The 23,296-nt window shown below is 59.9% G+C and carries 25 protein-coding genes; 16 read left to right on the top strand and 9 right to left on the bottom strand.

Annotated elements, in window-relative coordinates; translation table 11 throughout:
* Nucleotides 1-9: 9 nt before the first annotated feature.
* Together ASE80_RS24365 and ASE80_RS24370 are read left to right on the top strand one after the other, a co-directional pair.
* Entirely contained in the window at nucleotides 10-552 is a 543-nt protein-coding gene (locus ASE80_RS24365; RefSeq protein WP_056861178.1) for a cysteine hydrolase family protein, read from the top strand.
* 4 nt (nucleotides 553-556) lie between these two features.
* Nucleotides 557-1,540: a GlxA family transcriptional regulator gene (locus ASE80_RS24370; protein ID WP_056861179.1), complete on the top strand. Its 984-nt coding sequence runs from the start codon at nucleotides 557-559 to the stop codon at nucleotides 1,538-1,540.
* On the opposite strand, the gene ASE80_RS30445 is transcribed toward ASE80_RS24370, so the two are convergent.
* On the bottom strand, nucleotides 1,511-1,678 hold the full coding sequence (locus tag ASE80_RS30445) for a DUF2986 domain-containing protein (protein ID WP_065931392.1): 168 nt from the start codon (nucleotides 1,676-1,678) through the stop codon (nucleotides 1,511-1,513). The two genes, ASE80_RS24370 and ASE80_RS30445, sit on opposite strands and share 30 nt — an antisense overlap.
* Before the next feature lie 140 nt (nucleotides 1,679-1,818).
* Between ASE80_RS30445 and panB the strand changes: the two genes are divergently transcribed.
* Nucleotides 1,819-2,634 carry a 3-methyl-2-oxobutanoate hydroxymethyltransferase gene (gene panB / locus ASE80_RS24375; protein ID WP_056861180.1) on the top strand — a complete coding sequence of 272 codons (816 nt, stop codon included), beginning with the start codon at nucleotides 1,819-1,821 and terminating at the stop codon, nucleotides 2,632-2,634.
* Here panB and ASE80_RS24380 read toward each other — a convergent pair.
* The gene (locus ASE80_RS24380) at nucleotides 2,622-4,001 is read right to left on the bottom strand and encodes an aminotransferase-like domain-containing protein (RefSeq protein WP_056861181.1); all 1,380 of its coding nucleotides are present in this window, start codon (nucleotides 3,999-4,001) and stop codon (nucleotides 2,622-2,624) included. The two genes, panB and ASE80_RS24380, sit on opposite strands and share 13 nt — an antisense overlap.
* Before the next feature lie 300 nt (nucleotides 4,002-4,301).
* On the opposite strand from ASE80_RS24380, the gene ASE80_RS24385 reads away from it, so the two are divergent.
* Nucleotides 4,302-5,285 carry a DUF1852 domain-containing protein gene (locus ASE80_RS24385; protein ID WP_056861182.1) on the top strand — a complete coding sequence of 328 codons (984 nt, stop codon included), beginning with the start codon at nucleotides 4,302-4,304 and terminating at the stop codon, nucleotides 5,283-5,285.
* Between the two features lie 29 nt (nucleotides 5,286-5,314).
* Nucleotides 5,315-6,349: a methionine synthase gene (locus tag ASE80_RS24390; protein WP_056861183.1), complete on the top strand. Its 1,035-nt coding sequence runs from the start codon at nucleotides 5,315-5,317 to the stop codon at nucleotides 6,347-6,349.
* Nucleotides 6,350-6,591: 242 nt separating this feature from the next.
* Here ASE80_RS24390 and ASE80_RS24395 read toward each other — a convergent pair whose 3' ends face one another.
* The gene (locus ASE80_RS24395; protein ID WP_056861184.1) at nucleotides 6,592-8,019 is read right to left on the bottom strand and encodes an MFS transporter; all 1,428 of its coding nucleotides are present in this window, start codon (nucleotides 8,017-8,019) and stop codon (nucleotides 6,592-6,594) included.
* Between the two features lie 95 nt (nucleotides 8,020-8,114).
* Between ASE80_RS24395 and ASE80_RS24400 the strand changes: the two genes are divergently transcribed.
* Nucleotides 8,115-8,738: a helix-turn-helix transcriptional regulator gene (locus ASE80_RS24400; protein ID WP_201784837.1), complete on the top strand. Its 624-nt coding sequence runs from the start codon at nucleotides 8,115-8,117 to the stop codon at nucleotides 8,736-8,738.
* A 267-nt stretch (nucleotides 8,739-9,005) separates the two neighbouring features.
* Here ASE80_RS24400 and cynR read toward each other — a convergent pair whose 3' ends face one another.
* Nucleotides 9,006-9,899: a transcriptional regulator CynR gene (gene cynR / locus ASE80_RS24405; protein WP_056861185.1), complete on the bottom strand. Its 894-nt coding sequence runs from the start codon at nucleotides 9,897-9,899 to the stop codon at nucleotides 9,006-9,008.
* 111 nt (nucleotides 9,900-10,010) lie between these two features.
* On the opposite strand from cynR, the gene ASE80_RS24410 reads away from it, so the two are divergent.
* The 3 genes from ASE80_RS24410 to ASE80_RS30905 all read left to right on the top strand — a co-directional run bounded on the left by ASE80_RS24410 (nucleotide 10,011) and on the right by ASE80_RS30905 (nucleotide 11,365).
* The gene (locus ASE80_RS24410; RefSeq protein WP_017136973.1) at nucleotides 10,011-10,652 is read left to right on the top strand and encodes a carbonic anhydrase; all 642 of its coding nucleotides are present in this window, start codon (nucleotides 10,011-10,013) and stop codon (nucleotides 10,650-10,652) included.
* A gap of 31 nt (nucleotides 10,653-10,683) precedes the next feature.
* Nucleotides 10,684-11,154 carry a cyanase gene (gene cynS / locus ASE80_RS24415; protein WP_056861186.1) on the top strand — a complete coding sequence of 157 codons (471 nt, stop codon included), beginning with the start codon at nucleotides 10,684-10,686 and terminating at the stop codon, nucleotides 11,152-11,154.
* 67 nt (nucleotides 11,155-11,221) lie between these two features.
* Nucleotides 11,222-11,365 carry a hypothetical protein gene (locus tag ASE80_RS30905; protein ID WP_156376423.1) on the top strand — a complete coding sequence of 48 codons (144 nt, stop codon included), beginning with the start codon at nucleotides 11,222-11,224 and terminating at the stop codon, nucleotides 11,363-11,365.
* On the opposite strand, the gene ASE80_RS24420 is transcribed toward ASE80_RS30905, so the two are convergent.
* A complete protein-coding gene (locus ASE80_RS24420) occupies nucleotides 11,344-12,405 on the bottom strand; it encodes an alpha/beta hydrolase family protein (protein ID WP_056861187.1) in 1,062 nt (353 codons plus the stop codon). The genes ASE80_RS30905 and ASE80_RS24420 overlap by 22 nt on opposite strands.
* 255 nt (nucleotides 12,406-12,660) lie before the next feature.
* Here ASE80_RS24420 and ASE80_RS30910 point away from each other — a divergent pair, with 255 nt between their 5' ends.
* The 3 genes from ASE80_RS30910 (at nucleotide 12,661) to msrA (ending at nucleotide 15,188) form a co-directional block, all read left to right on the top strand.
* A complete protein-coding gene (locus ASE80_RS30910; RefSeq protein WP_133257324.1) occupies nucleotides 12,661-13,155 on the top strand; it encodes a hypothetical protein in 495 nt (164 codons plus the stop codon).
* A 61-nt stretch (nucleotides 13,156-13,216) separates the two neighbouring features.
* Nucleotides 13,217-14,572 (top strand): hypothetical protein, encoded by a 1,356-nt coding sequence (locus ASE80_RS24430; protein ID WP_133257323.1) that lies wholly within the window; start codon nucleotides 13,217-13,219, stop codon nucleotides 14,570-14,572.
* A gap of 109 nt (nucleotides 14,573-14,681) precedes the next feature.
* Entirely contained in the window at nucleotides 14,682-15,188 is a 507-nt protein-coding gene (msrA, locus tag ASE80_RS24435; RefSeq protein WP_056861190.1) for a peptide-methionine (S)-S-oxide reductase MsrA, read from the top strand.
* 165 nt (nucleotides 15,189-15,353) lie between these two features.
* Here msrA and ASE80_RS24440 read toward each other — a convergent pair whose 3' ends face one another.
* A complete protein-coding gene (locus ASE80_RS24440) occupies nucleotides 15,354-15,677 on the bottom strand; it encodes a DUF6124 family protein (RefSeq protein ID WP_056861191.1) in 324 nt (107 codons plus the stop codon).
* Nucleotides 15,678-16,156: 479 nt separating this feature from the next.
* Entirely contained in the window at nucleotides 16,157-17,398 is a 1,242-nt protein-coding gene (locus tag ASE80_RS24445) for an acyl-CoA dehydrogenase family protein (RefSeq protein WP_056861192.1), read from the bottom strand.
* A 272-nt stretch (nucleotides 17,399-17,670) separates the two neighbouring features.
* Here ASE80_RS24445 and ASE80_RS24450 point away from each other — a divergent pair, with 272 nt between their 5' ends.
* From ASE80_RS24450 to ASE80_RS24465, 4 genes are all read left to right on the top strand, one after another.
* The gene (locus ASE80_RS24450; RefSeq protein ID WP_056861193.1) at nucleotides 17,671-18,594 is read left to right on the top strand and encodes an ABC transporter substrate-binding protein; all 924 of its coding nucleotides are present in this window, start codon (nucleotides 17,671-17,673) and stop codon (nucleotides 18,592-18,594) included.
* A 139-nt stretch (nucleotides 18,595-18,733) separates the two neighbouring features.
* The gene (locus tag ASE80_RS24455; protein WP_056861194.1) at nucleotides 18,734-19,036 is read left to right on the top strand and encodes a type II toxin-antitoxin system RelE/ParE family toxin; all 303 of its coding nucleotides are present in this window, start codon (nucleotides 18,734-18,736) and stop codon (nucleotides 19,034-19,036) included.
* Nucleotide 19,037: 1 nt separating this feature from the next.
* Entirely contained in the window at nucleotides 19,038-19,412 is a 375-nt protein-coding gene (locus ASE80_RS24460) for an addiction module antidote protein (protein ID WP_056861195.1), read from the top strand.
* Nucleotides 19,413-19,546: 134 nt separating this feature from the next.
* Nucleotides 19,547-20,497, top strand: a complete 951-nt coding sequence (locus tag ASE80_RS24465; RefSeq protein WP_056861196.1) for a DHH family phosphoesterase — start codon at nucleotides 19,547-19,549, stop codon at nucleotides 20,495-20,497.
* Here the strand turns inward: ASE80_RS24465 and gudD are convergent.
* Complete coding sequence (gene gudD / locus ASE80_RS24470) at nucleotides 20,466-21,791, bottom strand: glucarate dehydratase (RefSeq protein ID WP_056861197.1); 1,326 nt, start codon at nucleotides 21,789-21,791, stop codon at nucleotides 20,466-20,468. The genes ASE80_RS24465 and gudD overlap by 32 nt on opposite strands.
* An 18-nt stretch (nucleotides 21,792-21,809) precedes the next feature.
* A complete protein-coding gene (locus tag ASE80_RS24475) occupies nucleotides 21,810-23,171 on the bottom strand; it encodes an MFS transporter (RefSeq protein WP_056861198.1) in 1,362 nt (453 codons plus the stop codon).
* Between the last annotated feature and the right edge of the window lie 125 nt (nucleotides 23,172-23,296).

The following is a 23,296-nucleotide window of genomic DNA, read 5'->3' on the forward strand; positions in this document are numbered from 1 at the left end:
GGACCCGTCATGAGCCGCAAAGCCCTTATCGTTATCGATGTGCAGCAGTCATTCCGTCATTCTGCTTACTGGTCCGAAAATGACCTGCCACAGTTCCTGAAAAAACAGCAAGCGCTGATCGATGGGTGTGTTCAACAGGGCATCCCGGTGATACAAGTCTTCCATGTTGAAGACCAAGGGCACTTTTCGATGGCATCGGGCAATGTCAAAACCTTGAGCGAGTTGTCGATCAACCCCGACCTGATCATTCACAAGCGCTTTCACAGTGCTTTCGCCGGCACGCCTTTGGCGGCACGGCTTACGGAGATGGGCGTGAGCGCGCTGATCATCAGTGGCATCCGCACCGAACAGTGCTGCGAAACCACCACCCGGCAGGCGTCGGACAGCGGTTTTGCGGTGGATTTTGTCAGCGAGGCAACGCTGACTTTCCCGATGACCCACGCACGCAGTGGCCGCGAGTACAGCGCCGCCGAGATTCGTGAGCGTACCGAACTGGTGCTGGAAGAGCGCTTTGCGCGCATCGTCACCGTCGCCCAGGCCTTGGAGAGTTGAACCCGTGAGCGTGCCGGTGCTGTTCGTGCTGTTGCCCAACGTGCTGATGCTGGACCTGGCCGGCCCCGCCGAGGTGCTGCGCCTGGCCGCGCAGGCCGAGGACGGGGCGGGCATTGACTTCGACTTGCAGTACGTCAGCCCGGTGCCCGCGCTGCAAACCTCCATCGGCTTGCCGCTGGCCGGCCTGGCGCCATTGCCGCCAAGCCTGGCGCCCGGCACGCTGGTGGTGTTGGTCGGCTCCACGTCAAAGGTGAGCAAGGCGCAGCAGCAGGCGTTCGAGTCGGCCAGCGACGCCTTGACCCAATGGCTGCAAAGCGTGTTTGCCCCGTCGGGCCAGCGGCTGGTTTGCGTGTGCGCCGGCGCATTGAGTGCCGCCCGCGCGGGGTTGCTCGATGGCCGCCAGTGCACCACTCACCACGCGCTGTGCGCGGCCTTGCAGGCCCTGGCACCCAAGGCCCGGGTGCTGGAAAACCGGCTGTATGTCACGGACGGCCCGGTCAGTTGCAGCGCCGGTGTCACGGCGGGCATCGACCTGATGCTGCACCTGCTCGCCGAGTTGGCCGGGCCACGGCTGGCCTGCAGCGTGGCGCGCGACATGGTGGTGTACATGCGCCGCAGCGGCGCCGACCCGCAGCTCTCAGCCTGGATCACCGGTCGCAACCATCTGCACCCGGCCGTGCACCGTGTGCAGGACGCCATCACCGCAGCGCCCTGTGAAGCCTGGACCGTCACACGCATGGCCGAACTGGCCTGCACCAGCAGCCGACACCTGGCGCGGCTGTTCCACGAACACGTTGGCATCAGCCCGCTGGATTACCTGCACACGCTGCGTATCACCGTGGCCCGTGAACTGCTCATGGCGTCGAGCCTGGACATGGAAACCGTCGCCGAACGCGCAGGCTTTGGGTCAGCCCGGCACCTTCGGCGAATCTGGAACAAGTATGAGGTGGGCACGCCTTCAAGCGGGCGTGTCGGCAGCGCTGGTTGAGGCTTGATCGGCCTCGGCTTCGAGTTTGGCGCGGTCGGCTTTGCTGATGTATTTATCTTTGCTCTTGGGCGCCAGTTTGGCGCTGGCCTTCTTGGCTTTAGCCTTGAAGAGCTGCTTGAGTTTTTTCTGGCGGTTCATGTCTCGGTGCCTTTTGGGTGAAGGCCGGGATGATATCAGGTTAAAAACCTGGGTCGCTTTTTAGCGTCAATCTGTGCATTGAACGCCTTGGGGTTTTACCAATAATCGGGCCGTGAATTCAGCACAAACGGGAAAAACCGATGAGCCTCCACACCCGCAGCAAACGCTTGACCGTCCCGCAACTGGTCGCCATGAAGGGCCAGCAGAAAATCGTCTCCCTCACCGCGTACTCCAGCGCCATCGCCAAGCTGATCGACCCGCTGGTCGACTTCATTCTGGTGGGGGATTCCACGGCGATGGTCGGCTATGGCCGGGCCTCGACCTTGAGCATGCAGCTGGAAGAAATCATCGGCCACACCCGCGCCGTGGTCGACAGCACGCGCCTGGCCTGCGTGATTGCCGACATGCCGTTTGGCAGCTATCAGGAATCCAATGAGCAAGCGTTTCGCAACTGCGCCCAAGTGCTGGCGCGCACGGGTTGCGATGCGGTGAAGCTGGAGGCCAACGTGGCACTGGCGGGCACCGTGGAGTTTCTGGTGGCGCGCGGCATTCCGGTGATGGCCCATGTGGGGTTGATGCCGCAGTTCGTCAACGTGATGGGCGGCTTCAAGGCCCAAGGGCTTACCGCCGAAACTGCTGCTGTGATTGCCGCGGATGCCCGTGCCAATCTGGAGGCGGGCGCCTTCAGCCTGTTGCTCGAAGGTGTGGCCGAAGGCGTCGCGCGGCAGATCACCCTGGATTCAAGGATGCCCACCATCGGCATTGGTGCGTCGCCAGCCTGCGATGGTCAAGTGTTGGTCACCGAAGATGTGCTGGGTTTGGGCGGCGAGCACCTGCCGCGCTTCGTCAAACAGTACGCAGATGTAGGCGCGGTGATTCGCGATGCCTGTGAGCGGTTTGCCGATGACGTGCGCCATGGCCGTTTCCCCGAAGCGCGGCATTGCTACGGGCTTTGATCGATCGCCTTTGCCAATAGCTTTACGGCCTGGGCGATATCCTTGCTCCAGTCGAGGGTGTAGCTCAGGCGCAGGTGCTGCGGCCAGGCGCCGTGCTGGCTGAACAGCTCGCCAGGGGCGATGACGATGCGCTGGGCCAGCAAGCGCTCAAACACCTGACGCATATCCACCGCATGCGGCGCTTGCAGCCAGAAGCTGGCGCCGCCTTGGGGCGCAATCACCTGCCAATGTTCCTCCAGCAAGGCTTTCATGCCGGTCATGCGCTCCAACAGCAGCGCCCGCAGCGCTTTCAAATGCGCGTCGAGTCGCTTGGAGGTGAGCAGCTTGGCGATCGCCTTTTGCCGGATCGGTGACAGGCGAAACCCACGCTCCAGAAACACCCGCTGCAATTGCGGCCCCTGCCCGCGACACACCACATAACCATACGGCGCTTCCGAGCCGATGACTTTATCGACGGTCGAAAACACCAGCAGCTTCTGCAGGTCGGCGAAGTCGCGATAACGCGGCGGCTGCGCTTCGAAATACAACTCGCCGTAGGTGTCGTTTTCAAACAGCCAGATAGCCTGCGCCGCCAGCCAGCCGCAGATCTGCTGCTTGTCCTGTGCCGGCATTACGCCACCCTGGGGGATATTCACCGTCGACGACAGCACCGCCAGGCGAATCGGCTCACGCATCAGCACGCCTTCCAGCGCCGCCAGGTCGAAACGCCCGTGGGCGTCGAGGGGCATTTCGATCACGCGAATTTTCGCCGCCTGCAACTGGCGCAGGATCGCCCACGAACACGGTGACTCCACCAGCGCCACCGTGCCGCACAGGTCCAGGGCGACCAGTGCCGCCTCCAGCACGCTGTGCAGGTCCGCGCCGATATACACCTGGTCGGCCTGCCAGTAGCGGTCGGCGGATTGGGTGTAGCGCTCGGCCAGCGCGGCACGCAACTCGGGCTCACCGAAGGGTAAGTAAAGCGGCGCGAGAGAGCGTGGGTGCTGGCGGGTCAGTTCACGTTCGAGCATCAGCAGCGGTTTTTCCAGCGACAACAGCATGGCCGGTGCATCACTGCTCAAGGCCAGCATTCCCGGCTGGCGGGCATTGGCGAACACCTGATCGAGCAGGTTGGTTTCAGTGGAGGTTGCAGTGGAAATCATGGCCCTTATGAAATAACCCTGCTTGGGCCGCGCGTGGATCCGCCCTTCATCCTCAAGCAAGGCGTAGGCGTACTTGGTGGTCGATACCGACACGCCAAGGCGCTCGGCCAATTGGCGCAGGGACGGCAGTTTGCGTTCGCCTGACGACGGACTGGCGTCGATCAACTCGACGAGGTAGCGGTAGACCGCTTGATAGGCAAAGCCAGCGTCTTTGGGTTTATCCATGGTCCTTTGCGCTGCGCCATACAGAGTGGGAAGAGAGCCTGCGAGTATCACTCAAGGCTATCTCATTTGCGCGCGTCTCGGGCTGAACAGCCCACGGCCAGGACCCATTGGGTTTGAGGCAACCCATCATGAACAGGGCTAAAGGTTTGGTGAAATCGTTTCATTATCTCTTGCTCTATGGCCAGCATAGACTCCACCTTAATGATTGAAACTGTAAAGACTTGGGTCAAACGTCGGCGTGTTGCTAAAAGGCAAACAGTGAACTCAAGTCTGTCTCAACTTTTAAGGTGTCAGGTGGTCATGGATAACGCGTTTGAGTTTGCGATTAAGAGTGTTTGTTTTGACGAGAATTATCACCCCTCCGAGAACACGCGCATCACCACCAATTTCGCTAACTTGGCCAGGGGCGAGCGCCGCCAGGAAAACTTGCGCAATACCTTGACGATGATTAATAACCGCTTCAATGCCTTGGCGCATTGGGATAATGCTGGCGGTGATCGGTATGCCCTCGAACTCGAAATCGTTTCCGCCGAGATGCAGATCGGTGTTGAAGGCAATGGGCAGGCCATTCCGTTGATTGAAGTGTTGAAAACCACGATTGTGGACCGTAAAACCAATGAGCGCCTTGAGGGCATCGTCGGCAATAATTTTTCTTCGTATGTACGCGACTATGACTTTAGCGTGGTGTTGTTGGGCCACAACAGAGGCCAGGCTGAATTCAGCACGCCCGATAATTTTGGCGACTTGCATGGCAAGCTGTTCAAGTGCTTTGTGAATTCAGCGGCGTACAAGCAGCACTTTAAAAAGTTGCCAGTCATCTGCTTGAGCGTTTCGAATACCAAGACCTATCAGCGAACTGAAAACCAGCACCCGGTATTGGGCGTTGAATACCAGCAGGATGAGTATTCGCTGACCGATGAATACTTCAAGAAGATGGGCTTGAATGTGCGCTATTTTATGCCGCCCAACAGTGTTGCACCCTTGGCATTTTATTTTTTTGGTGACTTGCTGAGTGATTACACGACACTTGAACTTATCAGCACCATTAGCACGATGGACACCTTTCAAAAGATCTACCGACCTGAAATTTACAACGCAAATTCCATCGCCGGAAAACGCTATCAGCCCAGTCTGAAGCATCAGGATTATTCATTAACACTCATTGTTTACGATCGAGAAGAACGTGGTCGGCTGGCGATGGAGCAGGGCAGGTTTGTTGAGGAAAATTTCATCAAGCCCTATCACGCTGTGCTTGAACAGTGGTCCGCTCAATACGCCGCTTGACTCATCAAACTTACAAGGTTGTGCCTGTCATGAAAAAGTTATTACCCACTTCTACAGCTGGCAGCTTGCCAAAACCGGCCTGGCTTGCCGAGCCCGAGACGCTGTGGTCACCCTGGAAGTTGCAAGGTGACGAATTAATCGAAGGCAAGCAAGATGCCTTGCGCCTGGCATTGCAGGAACAGCAACACGCCGGGATTGATATCGTCAGTGACGGTGAGCAAACGCGCCAGCACTTCGTGACCACGTTTATCGAGCACCTCAGCGGGGTTGATTTCGAGAAGCGTGAAACCGTCAGGATTCGTGATCGCTATGACGCGAGCGTGCCGACCGTGGTGGGCGCCGTTACCCGGCAAAAGCCGGTGTTTGTCGAAGATGCCAGGTTCCTGCGCCAGCAAACCAACCAGCCGATCAAATGGGCGCTGCCGGGCCCCATGACCATGATCGATACGCTGTATGACAACCACTATAAAAGCCGCGAAAAACTCGCGTGGGAGTTCGCCAGGATCCTTAACGAAGAAGCCCGGGAACTGGAAGCGGCGGGCGTCGACATTATCCAGTTTGATGAACCGGCCTTTAACGTGTTCTTTGACGAGGTGAATGACTGGGGCGTCGCCACCCTGGAACGGGCCATTGAAGGCCTCAAATGCGAAACGGCGGTGCATATCTGTTATGGCTACGGCATCAAGGCCAACACCGATTGGAAAAAGACCCTGGGGTCGGAGTGGCGGCAATATGAAGAAGCCTTCCCCAAGCTACAGAAGTCCAGTATCGATATCATTTCGCTGGAATGTCACAACTCCCATGTCCCCATGGAACTGATTGAGTTGATTCACGGTAAAAAAGTCATGGTCGGGGCCATTGATGTGGCAAACCACAGCATTGAAACGCCGGAGGAAGTGGCCGATACCCTGCGCAAAGCCCTTCAGTTTGTCGATGCCGACAAGCTTTACCCATGCACCAATTGCGGCATGGCACCTCTGCCTCGCCACGTTGCAAGGGGCAAGTTGAATGCATTGAGCGCAGGCGCAGAGATCGTTCGAAGAGAGCTCCTTAACGCGCACTAAGCCACATTGGAAGGGGTGTAATCAGTTGCACCCCTGTGCAGGACTTACCCTGTCACTTCCCACTACGACGGTCGAGCAACCGAGCTTTCGTGAAGCGCTCGGGCACTCGATGGACGGCCACGCTTGGCTGCCTGATCCCGGCGTATCACCGTTACGCGCCTTGATCGAGCAACGACTGGGCAACGCTTTGCGCACGCGGCAGTGTCGGCGCTGGGTCGCCAAGCGTAGCGCGTAGGCGGTGTTCAGGACGGGGTCAATTGCGCCGCCGCAACCTTCAACCGCGTCGCCCGCCGCGCCATTACCCAGGCCAGCACCGGCGCCAGGGTAAACAGGGCAAACAACCAAAGTGCCGCGTTGGCGATGCCGGCTTTGCCGGTTGCGTCGTTGATACCCGCCACGTTGGAAATGACCCCGGCCAATGCCGCGCCCAGGGCCATGGCGAACAATTGCAAAGTGGTGATCGACGCGGCGGCCGTGTCCTTGTCCTGCTCCGACGCCACTTGCAGGATGCGCGTCAGCAGGTGCGGCCAGCCCAAGCCGATGCCGAAGCCGACCAGGAACAGCCCCAGGCAGATCGGCGCCAGCCGCGCCCATTCACCCAGGCTTTCCACCGGCGTGGTGATGGCCAACAGCACCAGCCCGGCCACGATAAACAGCGGCCCCGCGAGGATCGCGCGCTGTGCGCTGCGGCCGCTCCAGCCGGAGCTGAGGATTTCCGACACGGTCCAGCCGGCCGCCATCAGCGCCGCCATGTAGCCGGCAACCAACGGTGATTGGCCATGCAGGTGTTGCAGGAAATACGGCATGAAAATCTCGCTGCTCATGCCGATCACCAGCAGGCAAGTGGTTGCATACAGCGCGCACAGCGGGGCGTCGAACTTCAGTGCGTCCTTGGGCAGCAGCCGTAGGGTCGCGTTGGATTCGTGGCGTATCAGCGCATACACCAGCACGGCGCACACCGCGATGCCCAGCAGGTTCCAGCTCGGCAGCGCCGACACGCTGCCTGCGCACACGGCCAGCACGGCGGCGGCCAACAGCACCAGTTGCGGCACCGGCAAGCGGGTCGGCGTGCTCGCCGTGGCGTCGCGTGGCGGTAGCGCGCGGTGGGTGAGCACCATATAGGCAAGGCTTATCGGCACCATGGCGCCGAAGGCGAAACGCCAGGCATCCATCTCGGCGAACACGCCACCGACCGCCGGGCCGACCAGCGTAGCGACGCCCCACATGCCCGATACCAGCGCCATCGCCCGCGGCCATAAGCGCTCTTCGAACACCAACTGGATCATCGAGTAACACAGGGCCAGCAACATGCCGCCGCCCAACCCCTGAATCAAACGCCCGACCAGCATCACCGGCATGTTTGGCGCCAAGGCGCAGATCAGCACGCCAACCATAAAGATCAGCGTGGCGAGGGTGTATGCCAGTCGAGGTCCGGTACGTTGCAGCAGCTTGGAGGTGAGGGCTGAGCCGATGATCGAGGCCACCACGTACAGGGTGGTGCTCCACGCATACAGGGCCAGACCGCCGATTTCGGCGACCACCGACGGTAGAATGGTCGTGGCGATATAGGTGTTGGTGGCATACAGCGCAATGCCGCCGGAGAGGGCGATGGAACGGGGGGCATTCTTGCCCCGGAGCAACTCGCTCCAGCTGCTGTCTTGGGTGTGCATCGACGATTCCTTGTGCCGCTGGCAGGCTTGGGTTAATTTGCCAAGTAATTGCTTTGAATATTGCGACGAGGCTGTTTATTTTGTCAAGAAACGACTTGGAATATTCGCCGGTGTCGCCAGCGGATCGTTTGCTGCACCTGCTCAAGACCCGTGGGCCACAATTGGCCAGTGATGCCGGTGAGTTCCTCGGCACCACCGGTGAAGCGGCACGCCAGCAGTTGGTGAAACTGGCCGCCAGTGGGTTGGTCGAGGCCCGCTCCGAGGTGCGTGGGGTAGGGCGCCCGACCCAGGTCTGGCAGCTCACGGCGGCGGGGCACGCGCGCTTTCCCGACACCCATTCCGAACTCACCGTGCAACTGTTGCAGACCGTGCGCGAGACCTTTGGTGAAGAGGCTATCGAGCGTTTGATCGACGTGCGCGAGCGCCAGACCCTGGCGTTGTATGAACGTGAGATGCAAGGCGTCAGCGGCCTTAAAGCGCGGGTCGAAAAGCTCGCGGCACTGCGCACGCGTGAAGGTTATATGGCCCAATGCAGCGAGCAGCCGGACGGCGCCCTGATCCTGGTGGAGAACCACTGCCCGATCTGCGCAGCGGCGACCGCGTGCCAAGGGTTTTGCCGCGCAGAATTGCAGGTGTTCGAGCAGGTGTTGCGTGCCAGGGTCGAGCGCGTGGAGCACATCCAACTGGGCGCGCGGCGGTGTGCTTATCGGATTCACTGAACGCGCCGCCGATTGAATGTGGGAGCTGGCTTGCCTGCGATAGCCATCGGTGTCTGCACACCTATTGAAGGTATCCACACTCCCCTGTGGCGAGCGGGCTTGCCCCGCGTTGGGCTGCGACGCAGCCCTGAAATCAGGCGCTGCGTTTTTTCAGAAAGAACGCGGTGGCATTACTGGGGCCGCTGCGCAGCCCAACGCGGGGCAAGCCCGCTCGCCACAACAGCCCGTTCAGCCTGTAGCATCGCAGCGGTGCGACGATTCGGCACGTCAGCTCCCTTCTCCCAGTGCTACCGCTACCTCTTTGGCCACCTCGATAAACGCCCGCGCCGCCGCGCTCTGGTAAACCCCTTTGCGCTGCATCAACACCGCCGTGCGCTGCAGCCGCTGCGGCCCCAGTTCAATCGCGACCAACTCGGGATGCGCCCGTGCAATCGCGGCCGGCAATAGCGTCGACAGCGTGGTCCGGCGCACCACCTCGATCAGTGCGCCGATCACATTGGCCTCCATCATCACGCGCGGGCGGATGCCGTGTTGGTTGCAGTAGCGGTCGATCTGCTCGCGGGTGGCAAACGCCTTGCTGAGCAAGATCAGCGATTCGCCATTCAGCGCCTGCAACCCGATGGCTGCCTCGCCTGCCAGCGGGTGTTGGTTGCCGACCACCAACGCCAGGGTTTCCACCAGCAGGGGATAGCTGTCGATGTCGGGCGCGTGCACTTGATCAAAGGCGATGCCCACTTCCAGTTCGTCGGCCAGCAACTGGTTTTCCATCTGCTCCTGGGCGACTTCGCGCACGTTCAACGTGATGTTTGGGTAGCGGCGGTGGAAGGCTTCCACCAGCGGCCCCACCAGGTAGGTGGTGAAGGTGGGCGTGACGGCAATCCTCAGCGTCCCACGGCTCAAATCGCCCACGTCATGGATCGCACGCTGGCCTTCCTGCAGTTCCTGCGCCGCCCGTAACGCATAGCGCAGGTAAACCTCACCCGCGTCGGTCAGACGCGTCTTGCGCCCTGAGCGATCAAACAACTGCGCGCCGAGGCTCTCCTCCAACTGCCGCACTTGCTGCGACAGCGCCGGCTGCGAGACATGCAGGGCCGTCGCCGCCTTGGTAAAGCCCTGATGCTCTGCGACAGCAAGGAAGTAGTGGATATGGCGGGCCAGCATGCTTGTACTCATAAGATTATCTGATGTGCTTGATCGTATATGAGACTTTTACCTTATTTAAGTGGCTGCGTAACCTTTGCTTCATCGCATCGCGAACCAAAGGAGTCACCCATGCAAGACATCATCGACGGTTTCCTGAAGTTTCAACGTAACGCCTTTCCCGAGCGTGCCGGCCTGTTCAAAGACCTGGCCAACCAGCAGAGCCCACGGGCGCTGTTCATCTCCTGCTCCGACAGCCGCCTGGTACCGGAGTTGGTCACGCAGCGCGAGCCGGGCGACCTGTTCGTGATCCGTAACGCCGGCAATATCGTGCCGTCCTATGGCCCCGAGCCGGGCGGTGTGTCGGCCTCGGTGGAATACGCCGTCGCCGCCCTGCAAGTCAGCGACATCGTGATCTGCGGCCATTCCGATTGCGGCGCCATGACCGCCATCGCCACCTGCAAATGCCTGGACCACATGCCCGCCGTGGCCGGCTGGTTGCGCTACGCCGACTCCGGCCGGGTGGTCAACGAGGCCCGCCAGCATGTCGACCAACACGCCAAAGTCGCCTCCATGGTGCGCGAAAACGTCATCGCGCAATTGGCCAATATCCAGACGCACCCTTCAGTGCGCCTGGCCCTCGAAGAAAAACGCGTAACCCTGCATGGCTGGGTCTACGACATCGAAAGTGGCTGCATCCAGGCCTTCGATGGCCGTACCGGCCAGTTCGTGGCCCTTGCCGACAACCCGACCGCACGCGCCGTTTCCTACTGACACCCAACTTTTTACCCACGGAGATAACCCCATGATCCAGTCGCAAATCAGCCAGACTACTCGCCTTGCCCTGACCGACGTCATCCTCTTGGCCAAAGCCCGCAAAGACCTGTCGTTCGCCCAGATCGCCGAAGGCACCGGCCTGCACGAGGCCTTCGTCACTGCCGCCTTGCTCGGCCAGCACCCACTGCCCGCCAGCGCCGCTCAAGTCGTTGCCGACACCCTGGGCCTGGATGCGGATGCCGTGCTCCTGCTGCAAACCATCCCGGTGCGCGGCAGCATCGGCAACGGCATCCCGACCGATCCGACCCTCTACCGCTTCTACGAAATGATTCAGGTGTACGGCACCACGCTCAAGGCGCTGGTCCACGAGAAGTTTGGCGACGGCATCATCAGCGCGATCAACTTCAAGCTGGACGTCAAAAAGGTTGAAGACCCGGACGGTGGCTCCCGTGCCGTGATCACGCTGGATGGCAAGTACCTGCCGACCAAACCGTTCTGATCAGCTGAGTAACGGCCCGGCGCTGCAAGGCGCTCGGGCCACGGCAGCGATATTGAGGGTCGCAGTTATGGATTTGATCTTTCGTCATGTACGCATCGACGACGCACCGCCGCTGATGGGTGTGATTCTTGATCTGCCCGCGCGGTTGATGGTGCTCAAGCGCGGGAAGATCGTGGTGATGTCGGCGTGTCAGCGGTCGGTGGTTTTCTGATCCTGCGTACTCAGCCTGCCCAGAAACCCGGTAATCAACCCCACCACCTGCTGCTGAATCACCGCCCGTGGCCGTCCACCCTCGCCATCGCGGCAGATCATGCCATCGCCCGGCGAGCTTTCCTCAATCAACTTGATTGCGCCCGGTTTGCAGATCGACATAAAGCTGAAGTGGGTGGCGTCGCTGATTTCCACGTATTGGGTCGAGGCTTTTGGCAGGTGCTTGACCAGGTTGGCGGACTCCAGGTTGGGGTCCATATCCTCGGTTGGCACGCCACCTGCGATAACCAGCGCAGGCACCTTGAATGCCGCCAGGCTGGCGTCGGTCATGCCGCGTGACAGGCCCAGGTCCAGAGACACAATGGCGGTGACGCGCTTGTCGCTCAAGTCGGCGGCCAGCCGGGCTTTGCCTTCGGGCGTCGCGGCGGGGTTCATCTCGTGGTAGCCGATGCAACCGCCCAGTTTTGGGTGCTCTGCGCAGTCACGGGCGAACAGGTCAGGGTCGAAGCGCGCGCCGGCGATTTCCAGCACGGTCCAGCCGCCGAGGGAATGGCCGACGGCGGCAATCTGTTGGTTCGCCACTGCGCCAAATTGCTTGGGTTGAGCCAGCACCGCGTCGATGGCGCGGCTCAGGTCGGCCGGGCGCTGCCATAGCTGCGCGGCGGCTTGCGGGTTGCGGTCCTTGGTGGTGGTGCCGGGGTGGTTGACCGCCGCGACGATGTAACCTTTGTGCGCCAATGCACTGGCCAGCCACACCTGCTTGCCCCAGTTGCCACCGTACCCGTGGGACAGCACCACCAGCGGATGCTCGCCCGCAGCCGGTGCTGCGTCGGGCACGGCGAGTGCGCCGATAAAGACCGCGTTGTCGGCGATCAGCTTGGGTTTGGCCGTGGTGGTGGCGGGGTACCACACCACCAGCTCCAGTGGGCGGTTGTTGTGCGCATCGGGCAGGGTGGTGGTTTTGAAACCGACCGAGCTTTCGTCGGCGAAGGCGGGGGCGGCCAGGCAGAGCAGGAACAGCGCGCGTAGAGCGGTTTTCATTGTTTTTATCGTCCTTGATGAGGTGGCGCATCATGACGGGAAAAACCCCGTTTGAGTAGAGGGCAGGCGGGACTAGGAAGTAACTTACGTACTCCTACTTTTAGGTATGACAGAGCGGTCCTTAGTGTTTTTAGGAAGTGGCTGGCTTATCCCGGTTGATTATTCGTGCAGTGTTGGAGGCGTGAATCCTACTGCGGGAAAAGAGTGTGCCGACGGCAGGCTGAGTACTTGATTATTAACTCTAGGGTGATAACGATGAAAAGGTTACTTGCGGTTTCGTATGGTGTTGGTGTGCGTAGAGCGTTGTGTGGCGTATTGGCTGTCTCACTATTGTCTGTCTCCATCACTGCGAGTGCGGAAACGGTTAATAAAGTGGTGAAGCCCGACGTCATCACCGTACTATCTATTGGCGGTTCCGGGTTGGCGCAGTTTTATCTGCTCAGTACTGATTTTCCCAGCGGTACATTAGCTATTCCCCGAAAGTTGCAAGGGATCGATTGGACGACCACCGCCTATCTGCAGAGTTTTGGTGAGACAGTTGAGTTGTGCCTTTACCCGCCATTTAACAGTGTCACTCCCTTGGGCTGTGAAGCTATCGCACCCAATTCCTCTGGCACTGTTAATACCTTTAATGATCAGCGCTTTGGTAACGGCTCTAAAGTCATAATCCGGCATACGATATTGGGTGCCAGTGAGCGTCTCAGCTATCCGGCTGGCAACGATTCTCTCACCTTTCGTTTCAGCCAGTAGCTTAAACGTCTTTAGTTTCTCAGACTTCAACGCAGAAACTATCTGTGTGGGGGGAAGACTTATGATTGATATCACCAGCTCTCTATTGTCGTCCAACAGCCGCTTGGCCAATAGCCTCGACAGCACACCCAAAGCCCAACCAGTTGGGAACATTGACACTCTTTCATTAACAGACGGCGCGCGTTCCGTTAGTACGGTCTCAACCCTGGCCCGTCAATTGAACGAGGCGGCAACCCGCGCCGAAACACGTGTGGTTCAGGTCTCTTCCAGCTTGACAGGGTCGATTACGGGCGATGGGTATCTCGCTAAAAAAGCGCAACATGACGCTGAGGTGCCAAGCACCCACGACGCGCAACTACTGGCACGTTCCAGGCAAGCGACCGCCTTCCTCAACGGTTCAGACAGTAATCCCTTCAAAGGTCTCACACCCGATCAGTTGAACCTGATTGCCCACGATGAGGGTGGTACTTTCACAATCAATGAGCGACGCGCAGCATGGGTTGAAGTGGAGGCAACCGTCGTTCCGGTTCCCGCCCAGCCAATATCTTCATCCAGTTATGGGCGTGATTTGATGGTCTCGCGGCTGTTCTTTGGCATGGAGCCCGGGGTTTCCGACGGGGCGCAGGGGATGAGCCTGGCCAATATGAGCCGATTTCCTTACGAATTCCTAACCCGTGATGATCGTAACCTCTTGTCGCAGATGTACGCGTACACGCAGGAGCAAGGCGCCGACCTGGCCTTTGTCGACAGATTAGCCAACGAATTGGGCGAGTATCGTAAGCATGACAACGGACGTTTACTCGGCAATTTCAACAGCGGCCACAACTATGACGCTCAGGGCTACCAGCTTGCGGTCAGTTTCAACGACAAAGATGCGGCCACCGTCGCGCGCATTTTAAATGGCACGTCGATCAACAGCACGCTTATAGACCGCGGCTTTCTGAACTTCATCCTCGATCCGGGCTTTGGTGCTATCGGTAACAGCAGCAGCTATGAGTTTCTCGAGCAGATGGTGACGAAGTTCTCTGATGAGGGCGCAATGCAAACCGCGCTGGGTAGCCAGTTCGACACCTACGTGCCAGTCACCAATCTTGGCGACAATATCGTGATGACCCGGTCCCAGGACGTAAAGATCCATCGCGCCGATCCGCTCGTCATCAATGACAATGGTGTCTGGAGCGTTACCGAAAAAGGCAGGGCTGCCGGCTATTCGTTGGACCCGCAGACGGGTAGAGCCCGCTGGGCCGATCCCACTGCGGTTGTCCAGCAACCGAGCGGTTCCATCGCAGATACACCTGCCGGTCAAAGGCCGAACAGCTTCATTCTGGAAGCCCTCTCCGGCAATCGTGATCAGCCTGATGCGCGCCCGATCTGGCTGAGCAGCCTATTCAAGTTGATTCAAAATTACCGGCCTTGATTGGGCTGCGCGAGATTTCGCAATCTTTGAGGCAACTAATCGACGCCTAACCTTGGTATTGGCTAACCCAGCCCCATAACTACCCTCGTATCCACTGAGGGCGCAGACCATGACCAACTCAACCGAAACCGCCATCCTTGCCGGCGGCTGCTTCTGGGGCATGCAAGACCTGTTGCGGCGCTACCCTGGCGTACTCAGCACACGCGTCGGCTACACCGGCGGCGATGTGCCGAATGCCACGTACCGCAACCACGGCAACCACGCCGAAGCCATCGAGATCGTGTTTGACCCAGCGGTGATCAGTTATCGGCAGATACTGGAGTTCTTTTTCCAGATCCATGACCCGAGCACGCCTAACCGCCAGGGCAATGACACGGGGCCAAGCTATCGCTCGGCGATTTATTACCTGAGTGAGCAGCAGCGCGATATTGCCGAAGATACGGCGGCCGACGTGGACGCGTCGAAGCTGTGGCCGGGCCGTGTGGTCACTGAGATTGAGCCGGCAGGGCCGTTCTGGGAGGCGGAGCCTGAGCATCAGGATTATCTGGAGCGGATACCGAATGGGTATACCTGCCACTTTATTCGGCCGAACTGGAAGCTGCCGAAGCGGGCTTGAGAGTTCGCATGACGTGAACCCTGCGCCAATCCAAAAATGTGGGAGCGGGCTTGCCTGCGATTACGGTGTGTCAGTCAATAAATGAGTTAACTGATCCTCCGCCATCGCGGGCAAGCCCGCTCCCACATTAGCCTTGTGTTGCCTGGTGCTCAGCGATCATCAGCGTTAGCCGGCGGCCTCGCGCTCCAGCAGCCTGTCCATCAGCAACACCCCCAACTCACTCAACTGGTGAATCGCCAGCGCCACGTCGCGCTGTTTTCCCGTCAAATCTTCTGACAGGTCGAGCAACAAGGCAGTGACCGAGGAAAAGGTTTCGTAGCTGTTGGTGATCAGGGTTTCGCTGCTGGCGTCGGCGGCGACGTTGAACAGCGCAGGCGGTGGCAGGGCAGGGTCGGCTTTTGGGTTGAGGTAGTGATCTATCGCACGATGCGCGGCCTGATTGAGTTGCAGGTCCGGTTCGCTTGGAGGGTTCGGCGTTATTTTGAACATACTTGGAATTTCCCACTTTAGGGCCGCCACCTCTGAGCTACTAAACAAAGGGGTGGCAGCTGTGCACAGGTTAGTAGACCGGGGAATTCCAAGAAAGCCGGCGCGCCCGAAGACGCCCTGCACACAGCCACCATCAAGCACGGAAGAAGCCGTCCGACAGATGAAGCTCATGCACTGACTGGAATAACCCCGGGCTACTAAACCCGATCACTGAATTGTCAGCGACCGAGCAACCTTAGAGACGCCCACCACAGCGCACAAGCCGGCGGATTCTGACGCAAGCGTAGGCAAGGGAGCAAGGCGCTGTGGCTTCGGACTTTCCTGTTTCAGTGTGCGCTGTAGGACGTGAACCCTACACTGACCTAAATGTGGGAGCGGGCTTGCTCGCGAAAGCGGTGTATCAGCCAACACATTCAGTGACTGACACTCCGCTTTCGCGAGCAAGCCCGCTCCCACAGGGTTCTGTGTTGGGTGGTTGATCAGGCTTTGGCTACGCCCACACGCCACTGCGCGGGCGGCAGCAACCCATTCACCAGGTAATTACCGACGATCCGCGACTTGTACACCCGCGGGTTATGGTTCGCCAACGTGCGCGCATTGCGCCACAGCCGATCCAGCGCCTTGTTGCTGGCCGTGGCACTGGCGCCCAATGCATCGAACAACCCGGTGGTCGCCGCCAACGTCGCATCCACCACCGGATTGACCGCCAGGCACACCTCCAACTCCGCCAACGCAACCTGCGGGTCGTCATCCTGCAGCGGCCGGTCTTGCGCAATCACATACTGCGCCGTCTGATCCAGGCGCTGCGCCGCGTGTTGGGTGATGGCCTGGGCGGCGTAGGCTTGGCTGGCGACTTCGCCAATCACTTGCAACAACTGCACATCCTGGGCCGCCGTGTCGGCGTTGCCGGTGGTGAAGGTGCGGGCGCGCTGGCTGAGTTCTGCGGCGCCACTGAGCGCGGCGCGGCGGGCGATGCCGGCCAGGGTGGCAAGGTGGTAGATCTGGTAGAACGATTGGCCATAGGCGAAGCGTTGGGTGGTGGGGCGCACATCGTCATCCACCACCGGCGCGTTGTCGAAGAGGCAGGTGCCGCTGGCGGTGAGGCGTTGGCCGAAGCCGTTCCAGTCGTCGATGATCTGCACGCCGGGCGCCTTGAGGTCGACCACCAGGCTGTACACCACACCGTCCTCGCCGGTGGCCACGGTGTTGATCAGGTCACTGTAGAGCGCGCCGGTGGTGTAGAACTTTTTGCCGCTGATGCGCAACGTGCCGTCGCTGTGGCGGTGCAGGCGGGTGCCGAAATCGCCACGGGCCTGGTTGCCGACTTCGGTGCTGCCTGGGGAAAGCAGGGCGCCCTGGCCGAGGCGGTCGAGCCACTGCGCTCGCCAGTCGTGGTCTTTGGCACACAACACGTCTTCGCAAAAGCCAAAATGCCCGCGCAGGGCCTGGGTGATGTTGGAGTCGGCGGCGGAAAGCTCTGTCAGCAGCGCAAGCAGTTCAGCGAAGCTCGCACCTTGCCCACCGCAACTGGCGGGCAATCGCCAGCGTGGCAAACCCAGTGCGTTGAGTTGTTGGATGACTGCCGCCAGGCTGGCGCGTGTCTGGTCCGCCTCGGCAGCTTGCGCAAGTATCTGCGCAAACAACGGGCGAAAGGGCGCGGCCAGTTGTTCGTAACGGGCGGAGGGCGCAGTGCCCCAGGTATTCAAAAGGGGTGTGGACATGCAATGGACCTTGCAGAAAGGGTTTCAGGCGCGGGGTCCAGTGGTCTGGTGGCGTCACCCTAACTCAGTGGGCAGCAAATTTTTAATACGAAAAATAGCTAACCCACTGTGCTGCGGTTCTATCGATAGTGCACAACAGTATTAAACCCGGCGCTTTTATTGCGCTAGCTTCTACGGGCGCCACGCTCGGCGACCGCCAAAACCCTTCTCTCATTGCCAGACTGCACGCCCACAGATGGTTGAGTCAGCCATTAACTGTGTGGATTCCTCCTATGATCAATCGTCGTAACTTGCTAGCCGTGCTGGGCCTGGCCTCGCTGACACTGCACGGCCCAACGGTGTGGGCGGCAGAACCGCAGACCCTGACGGTGGGCGACCAGTTCTTCTCCAATCGCATCGTCCTGGAACTGTCCGGCGAGCTGAAAGACTTGCCGTATAAAATCGACTTCAAGCGCTTCAACACCGGCTCCCCGGTGGCCTCGGCGGTCGCCAGCGGCGCGCTGGACGTGGGCATTGTCGGCGACACCCCGGTGATCAGCCTCGCCGCCAATGGCGCGCCGGTCAAAGTGGTTGCCAGCACCCAGACCAGCCTCGATGGCGTGGGCATTGTGGCGCGCAAAGGCATCCATTCGGTGGCCGAGCTCAAAGGCAAAACGGTGGCGATCTGGAACGGTTCGTGGAGCCAGCAACTGGCCTACAAGGCCCTGGATGAGGCCGGTGTGCCGCGCAGCAGCGTGACCTTCAAATACCTGCTGCCGGCCGAAGCCAGCCTGGCGCTGAGCCAGGGCGACATCGATGCCTTCGGCACCTGGGAACCCTACGTGTCGTTGCAGGAGAAAGAGGGCAGCACCCTGATTCGCAATGCCAAGGGCCTGATGAGCGCGCCGACCTACATCGTTGCGTATGAGCCGGCGCTGGCGCAGAAACGCGCGATTATCAAAGATTTTGTGGCGCGTCTCACCCGTGCGCGGGTGTGGAGCAGCAGCCACGTTGATGAGTATGCCCAGGCGTGGTCGAAGGCCAACCAATCTGCACCGGAGATTGCCAAAGTGTGGTTCAAGCGTGATGCGATCAAGGTGCTGCCGATCTCCCCGACCATTGTCGGCGAAGCCCAGGCCACGGCGGATTTCCTGGTCGACGCGCAGATGCTCAAGCAGCCTTATGACGTGACGCCCTTGTTTGATCAGGCCCTTTAAACGCGGACGAAACACGCGCTAATAGTCTCGGGCGCCTGTTGATACGGGGGCTGAGCTAGGGTTTTTGGTTCCGGTTGGCGCCGGAACAAAAAATTCACTAGCATCAGTATGGAGTAGCCAGTAGGCTACAGGTGAGACCTTGACCAATTTAATCGGCAGGACGCCGGAGTTTGATACATGGCTCGACGGTATGAAGGATCTATGGGGCAAAACGGCGGTGCTGACTCGCCTGGACCGCGCCGAAGAAAACAATTTCGGCGATTGCGAGCCGGCCGGTGACGGCCTGAGTGAAATGCGTGTATTCGTCGGGCCGGGCTACAGGATTTATTTTGTACGCACAGGCATCACGGCCTACCTGATGCTGTGGGGCAGTGATAAAACCGACCAAAAAAGAGGCATACAGCGGGCAAAAGAGATTCTTGTTGCCCTGAGAGGTAAATGAAATGAGCAACGCGACATTCAAACCCGAGGACATGCCGATCCTCGATCTTGATACATCCGGCACCAGCGTCTACGAAGCGTCGCGCTTCCTCGACAGCCCGGAAATCATCAGTGCTTATCTGGCGCAAAGCATGAAGTCCCAGGACCCGCAGATCCTCATGAAGGCGCTGGCCGAGGTTGCCAAGGCCCAGGGTGTGAACAAAGTGGCCGAGGCGGCGGGGGTCAATCGCGAGAGTCTGTATAAAACCCTGAAGGGCGGCTCCAAAACACGTTTTGAAACGATCAAGAAACTGATGCTGGCGTTAGGCGTTGAGCTGACGGTGCAGCCCGTTGCGGCGAGCGCGAGCAAAAAAATGCCACGGCACAACGGGCAATAATCATCAACTGTCAGTTTTCACAGTATCTTTCTCCTTGAAGTCATGGTCTTGTCATGCGCTGTTGCGAACTTGCCTCGGCCAATAGTCAATTGGCACATGGCTACGCCTGAGTTGTACTTCAAGGAGATTGAATCATGAGGGTAGTGACCTCAGGCTGTGCTTATCTGGATATTGACGCGTATGCCTGCTGCATTGCCTACGCCGAGCTGCTCAATCACCAGGGGATTCAAGCGCGGGCGGTCAGCAGCGCGCCGCTCAATTTCAGCATCTGCGCCAGTGTGCTCGGCTGGAAGGCGTCGCTGGACGATTACCGCCCCGGGGCCGACGATGAGTTCGTGTTGGTGGATGTTTCCGACCCCCATCATTTCGACCCGATCGTGATACTCGATCAGGTACGCGAAGTGATTGACCACCATCCAGGCTTTGAAATCCACTGGGCGCAGAAGCTGGGTGCGGATGCCGAAATCCGCCCAATCGGTGCAGCGGCAACGCTGGTCTTCCAGCGCTGGGAAAGGTCCGGCCTGCTGCCGAAGATGAGCCGGCACAGCGCGGCGTTATTGGCCACGGCGATTCTGGACAATACCCTGAACTTCACCGGCAAAATGACCGCATCCCTGGATATCTGGGCCTACGAGGTGCTGGCGCGGCGGGCGGGGCTGACGGCGGATTGGCCGCAGCGTTATTTCAGCGAATGCCAGGCTGCGATCGAAGCCGACCTTGAGGTCGCCCTGGCGGCTGATATGAAACACATGACGGCCACGTGCAACTTGCCGCAACTGATCGCGCAAATGACGGTGTGGGATGCGCAGGGGCTGCTCCAACGGCACCACGCAGCCATTGAGCAATGGCTGGCGGCGCAAGGTGAGGACTGGCTGTTGAACGCCATCAGCATCCGCGAGCGCAAGAGCTATTGGCTGGCGGGGCCTTTGCCCAGCCAGCAAAAGCTGAGCCTTTTGCTGGCGGTCCATTGGCAAGGTGCACACGCAGTGCTGGGGCGTGCGATGCAGCGCAAGGAGCTGCTGAAGCTGGCCCTGGCTGCCGCAAGCCCGGACCTCAACGTACGAGGCAAGGCCGTTTGTTGTTGAAGGCCCAGCCTGGAATCAAAAACTGCATCGCCACGCTGTCGTCCCGCGCCCCGAGGCCCATGCCTTTGTACAGCTCGTGGGCCTTGGTCACGGCGTCCATGTCGATCTCCACACCCAGGCCCGGTTTGCTCGGCACCTTCACGTAGCCACCCTCGATTTTCAGCGGTTCCCTGGTCAAGCGTTGGCCGTCCTGCCAGATCCAGTGGGTGTCGATCGCGGTGATGTCGCCCGGTGCGGCGGCGGCCACCTGGGTGAACATCGCCAGGGAAATATCAAAGTGGTTATTGGAGTGCGAACCCCAGGTCAGGCCCCACTCATTGCACATCTGCGCCACGCGCACCGAGCCTTGCATCGTCCAGAAGTGCGGGTCGGCCAGGGGAATATCCACCGATTGCAGCTGGATCGCGTGGCCCATTTCACGCCAGTCGGTGGCGATCATGTTGGTCGCGGTTTTAAGCCCGGTGGCACGGCGGAATTCAGCCATGACTTCGCGGCCCGAGTAGCCGTTTTCTGCGCCGCAGGGGTCTTCGGCGTAGGCCAGCACGTGGTGCTGGTCGCGGCACAGGCGGATGGCTTCTTTCAATGACCATGCGCCGTTCGGGTCGAGGGTGATGCGTGCATCCGGGAAGCGCTCGGCCAAGGCCGTCACCGCTTCGATTTCTGCATCGCCACTCAAGACGCCGCCTTTGAGCTTGAAGTCGTTGAAGCCGTATTTGGCTTTGGCGGCTTCGGCCAGGCGCACCACGGCCTCGCTGGTCAGGGCTTTTTCATGGCGCAGGCGGAACCAGTCATCATCGGCGTCCGCTTCATTGCGGTAGGCCAGGTCGGTGGCCGCGCGATCGCCCACGTAGAACAGGTAGCCGAGCATTTTCACCGCGTCACGCTGTTGGCCTTCACCGAGCAGGGCGGCTATGGGCACTTCGAGGAATTGCCCGAGCAGGTCGAGCAGGGCGGCCTCCATGGCAGTGACGGCGTGAATGGTGATGCGCAGGTCGAAGGTTTGCAGGCCACGGCCGGCGGCGTCCCTTGAGGCAAAGGTGGTGCGCATCTGGTTGAGGATGCGCTGGTACTGGCCGATGGGTTGGCCGATCACCAGGCTGCGGGCGTCTTCCAGGGTCTCGCGGATACGTTCACCGCCGGGCACTTCACCCACACCGGTGTTGCCCGAACTGTCCTTGAGGATGACGATATTGCGGGTAAAAAATGGCCCATGGGCGCCGCTCAGGTTCAGCAGCATGCTGTCGTGGCCGGCGACGGGAATGACGTGGAAATGGGTGACGACGGGCGTGGTCATGGCAAGGTCCTGATAAGCTTAAAGAGGTTTGCTGATAGCGGTGCCTGTTGGCGCAACGCTCGGCGGCGCCAGCACGGCAGAAGGCGAAGTCTTGGCAAAAAACACCAGGATGGCCGCCAGCACCGAGGTGCCGGCCAGGCCATACAGGCCGCCCTGGATCGAACCGGCTTTCTGCTCCAGAAAGCCGAAGGTAGTGGGGGCCACGAAGCCGCCCAGGTTGCCGATGGAATTGATCAGCGCGATCACGGCCGCGGCGATGCGCACGTCCAGGTAACCCTGTGGGATCGGCCAGAACAGCGAGGACGCGGACTTGAACCCGATGGCCGCAAAGCAGATCGCGACAAAGGCGAAGACTGGCCCGCCGGTTGTGGACATGAACATGCCGGCGGCGGCAATCAGCAAAGCGACGGCAACCCAGGCTTGCTGGAACTTGAACTTGCCCGACAGCGCGGCGAAGGCGTACATGGCGATGATCGAGATCAGCCACGGGATCGAGTTGAAGAAGCCGACCTGCACGTCGCTCAAATCACCCATCTTCTTGATGATGCTCGGCAGCCAGAAGGTCGCGGCGTAGATCGTCAGCTGGATGCAGAAGTACAAGGCGCAGAACAGCAGGATCTGCCGGTCTTTCAGCAGCCTGGCAATGGTCGGTTTGACCGTGGTCAGCGCTTCACGCTCGCGCTGTTCCTGGTCGATGGCGCCCACCAGTGCGTCCTGTTCTTCACGGGTCAGCCATTGGGCGTCGTGGGGTTTGGAGTCTAGCCAGAACCACACAAAGAACCCCAGTGCCACGGAGGCCAGGCCTTCGATGGCAAACATCCATTGCCAGCCGTGGAAGCCGAACCCTTCTATTTGCAACAATGCCCCCGACAGCGGGCCGGAGATCAGCGACGCAACCGCCGAGCCACTGAGGAAGATGGCGATGGCTTTACCGCGCTCCACGCCGGGCAGCCAGCGGGTGAAGTAGTAGATCACCCCCGGGAAAAACCCCGCCTCGGCCACGCCCAGCAGAAAGCGCAGGATGTAGAACTGGGTTTCGTTCTGGATGAACGCCATCAGCGTGGCGACGATGCCCCAGGTGAACATGATGCGGGTCAGCCAGATGCGCGCACCGACCTTTTGCAGCAGCATGTTGGAGGGCACTTCAAAGAGCGCGTAGCCAATGAAAAACAGCCCGGCGCCCAGGCCGTAGGCGGCCGCGCCGATGCCCAGGTCATGCTCCATGTGCGTGCGCACAAAGCCGATATTGACCCGGTCGATGTAGTTGAGGATGAACATGATCACGAACAGTGGGAGCACGTGGCCCTTCACTTTGCTCACGGCGCGCGTGAGGACCGAATCACTGTCTGGAGCGGCAGATGCGTGGCTTGAATTGTTCACAATTGAAAAACTCCCCCTGATTTATTTTTATGCGGGTTTGCGTGTTTAGTTGCCAGACATCATACAAGTTCTTTTCTTGGGTTCGCAATGTGGCTGCAACTGTTTTTGTTCTTATAAGGCGGCTG

The organism is Pseudomonas sp. Leaf15 (genome assembly GCF_001421425.1).
GTDB lineage: Bacteria > Pseudomonadota > Gammaproteobacteria > Pseudomonadales > Pseudomonadaceae > Aquipseudomonas > Aquipseudomonas salomonii.

What these genes read in the sequence shown, in the direction of transcription:
- ASE80_RS24365 (WP_056861178.1), top strand. Translation starts at nt 10, where the DNA reads ATGAGCCGCAAAGCCCTTATCGTTATCGATGTGCAGCAGTCATTCCGT.
- ASE80_RS30445 (WP_065931392.1), bottom strand. Translation starts at nt 1,678, where the DNA reads ATGAACCGCCAGAAAAAACTCAAGCAGCTCTTCAAGGCTAAAGCCAAG.
- panB (WP_056861180.1), top strand. Translation starts at nt 1,819, where the DNA reads ATGAGCCTCCACACCCGCAGCAAACGCTTGACCGTCCCGCAACTGGTC.
- ASE80_RS24380 (WP_056861181.1), bottom strand. Translation starts at nt 4,001, where the DNA reads ATGGATAAACCCAAAGACGCTGGCTTTGCCTATCAAGCGGTCTACCGC.
- ASE80_RS24385 (WP_056861182.1), top strand. Translation starts at nt 4,302, where the DNA reads ATGGATAACGCGTTTGAGTTTGCGATTAAGAGTGTTTGTTTTGACGAG.
- ASE80_RS24390 (WP_056861183.1), top strand. Translation starts at nt 5,315, where the DNA reads ATGAAAAAGTTATTACCCACTTCTACAGCTGGCAGCTTGCCAAAACCG.
- ASE80_RS24395 (WP_056861184.1), bottom strand. Translation starts at nt 8,019, where the DNA reads ATGCACACCCAAGACAGCAGCTGGAGCGAGTTGCTCCGGGGCAAGAAT.
- cynR (WP_056861185.1), bottom strand. Translation starts at nt 9,899, where the DNA reads ATGCTGGCCCGCCATATCCACTACTTCCTTGCTGTCGCAGAGCATCAG.
- ASE80_RS24410 (WP_017136973.1), top strand. Translation starts at nt 10,011, where the DNA reads ATGCAAGACATCATCGACGGTTTCCTGAAGTTTCAACGTAACGCCTTT.
- cynS (WP_056861186.1), top strand. Translation starts at nt 10,684, where the DNA reads ATGATCCAGTCGCAAATCAGCCAGACTACTCGCCTTGCCCTGACCGAC.
- ASE80_RS30905 (WP_156376423.1), top strand. Translation starts at nt 11,222, where the DNA reads ATGGATTTGATCTTTCGTCATGTACGCATCGACGACGCACCGCCGCTG.
- ASE80_RS24420 (WP_056861187.1), bottom strand. Translation starts at nt 12,405, where the DNA reads ATGAAAACCGCTCTACGCGCGCTGTTCCTGCTCTGCCTGGCCGCCCCC.
- ASE80_RS30910 (WP_133257324.1), top strand. Translation starts at nt 12,661, where the DNA reads ATGAAAAGGTTACTTGCGGTTTCGTATGGTGTTGGTGTGCGTAGAGCG.
- ASE80_RS24430 (WP_133257323.1), top strand. Translation starts at nt 13,217, where the DNA reads ATGATTGATATCACCAGCTCTCTATTGTCGTCCAACAGCCGCTTGGCC.
- msrA (WP_056861190.1), top strand. Translation starts at nt 14,682, where the DNA reads ATGACCAACTCAACCGAAACCGCCATCCTTGCCGGCGGCTGCTTCTGG.
- ASE80_RS24440 (WP_056861191.1), bottom strand. Translation starts at nt 15,677, where the DNA reads ATGTTCAAAATAACGCCGAACCCTCCAAGCGAACCGGACCTGCAACTC.
- ASE80_RS24445 (WP_056861192.1), bottom strand. Translation starts at nt 17,398, where the DNA reads ATGTCCACACCCCTTTTGAATACCTGGGGCACTGCGCCCTCCGCCCGT.
- ASE80_RS24450 (WP_056861193.1), top strand. Translation starts at nt 17,671, where the DNA reads ATGATCAATCGTCGTAACTTGCTAGCCGTGCTGGGCCTGGCCTCGCTG.
- ASE80_RS24460 (WP_056861195.1), top strand. Translation starts at nt 19,038, where the DNA reads ATGAGCAACGCGACATTCAAACCCGAGGACATGCCGATCCTCGATCTT.
- ASE80_RS24465 (WP_056861196.1), top strand. Translation starts at nt 19,547, where the DNA reads ATGAGGGTAGTGACCTCAGGCTGTGCTTATCTGGATATTGACGCGTAT.
- gudD (WP_056861197.1), bottom strand. Translation starts at nt 21,791, where the DNA reads ATGACCACGCCCGTCGTCACCCATTTCCACGTCATTCCCGTCGCCGGC.